Origin of the sequence: Leeia oryzae DSM 17879 (assembly GCF_000376945.1) — a bacterium.
Classification (GTDB): Bacteria; Pseudomonadota; Gammaproteobacteria; order Burkholderiales; family Leeiaceae; genus Leeia; species Leeia oryzae.
On sequence record NZ_AQXU01000001.1, the window covers coordinates 1 to 1,613 of the forward strand.

General features: G+C 49.7%; 1 protein-coding gene. It reads right to left on the reverse strand.

From position 1 onward, the window contains the following. Positions 1 to 1,022: retention module-containing protein (locus F552_RS18050; protein ID WP_033374321.1), on the reverse strand; the 1,022-nt coding region annotated here is incomplete at its 3' end. Between the last annotated feature and the right edge of the window lie 591 nt (positions 1,023 to 1,613).

The following is a 1,613-nucleotide window of genomic DNA, read 5'->3' on the forward strand; positions in this document are numbered from 1 at the left end:
ACATCGCTGTCGTTCGGCAGTGGGCTCAGGGTGATCGAGCCACCGTCTTCCGCCATGCTGTACGTGTCGTTCACAGCCACTGGTGCGTCGTTCACAGAAATAACATCGACGTAGGTATGGGCGACGTTGCTATCTGCTTGGCCATCATTTACCACAACGGTGATGTCACGCTGGGTAGTATCTGGTGTCTCTGAGGTGCTGCTGAATGTGATTTGACGGATTGCAGCCTGATATTCGGCCAGTGTTGCAGCACCGCTCAGTACAATCTGGTTATCACCAACCTGTGTTGCGGTGATACCAGCAGGCAGGCTACCAAGGTCCAGATTCAGCAGATCGCCTTCTTTTGGATTGGTTAGCGTGATGGTAGCGCTTTGCAGCGTTGTGTTATCCGAATCGGTAATGATGATGTCTTTATCCGCAATAGAGACACCTTCGTTGTTTTCAACATACGTGGTCAGGTAGTTTGCTGACCCGCCTTGTGGGGGTACTTCGCCAAAACTGCTGTCGTTCTGGTCCAGATCCAGCACCGGAGGCACATTCTCAGGATTTGCAGTAGCAGTAGCTGGCGCAGTTTCAAAATGGGTATTTTCTGCTGGGGTTGAAAAACCAAAATCCAGTGATGTTAAACCTTCAACAATGCGGAACAAGCGTACAAAGCTGTGTCCCTCTGTTGCATCGCCACCAGCATTCAGGCCGGCCGCGGTTGGGTCAAGGTTGGCAGTCAAATCCTGACCTTGGGCCAGGGCCTGAACCACGTTGACATCGCCTTGGTTCAGCTGGGCAATGGCAGCTTCTGTATTATCAGTTGCTTGAGTACCAAAGATGTCGGCATCAATGAGCAGTTCTTTATTTGCAGCCAGTGTGATCGGATTACCGCCATTTGCGGTAGTCAGTTCGACCAGTCCGTCAACGCCAGTGACCAGTTTCTCGCCAACCGTCAGGACCTCTCCTGGCTTGGCGGCATGCTCAAGACCATTTTCGTCACGGACGATAACTCGCCCTTTGACCGATGAGATAACCATTGTAGATTTTACTGAACTCACAGAATCGCCCATGTTTACATCCCTTATTGTGCTTGTAAAAAATCACGTGTGTGATCTGGCTATGACAGGATACTAAACTGCCCAATGCGCGAATCTACAGAGATATAAAAAGGCCGCCTATTGTACTAAAGTACAGTCAGAGGCTTTTATGACTGGTCCATGGCAAATTTCTGTCAAAACATGCTGTTTTCCCGATATGGCTAATAGAAAATCATCGCGACCTATTGATCGGGATGCAACACACCCATTGGTTTAACAGGATTGTTGAAGAGGGTTGCACTGACTTGCCACCTGTTCGCAAGAAGTAAGCTTCTCTCGCCTGCTTAGGCACAACAAAAAACCCGCTGAATGATAAGTTCAGCGGGTTTTTTGTTGCTTGATGACCTTGATGACTTACAACTTGCACGACATCAGGCATTGCATTTAATACTTACGCGATACAACAACTGCGCGTGCGCGAAGGAGAGGCGCCTCGCAGCGCCCCTCCCTCTTTTCTCGCTTAGTCCGTGATCAGCTTGCCATGCGTCAGCAGATCATTGATGATCGCTGCGTTATCTGCATGACCGCTCA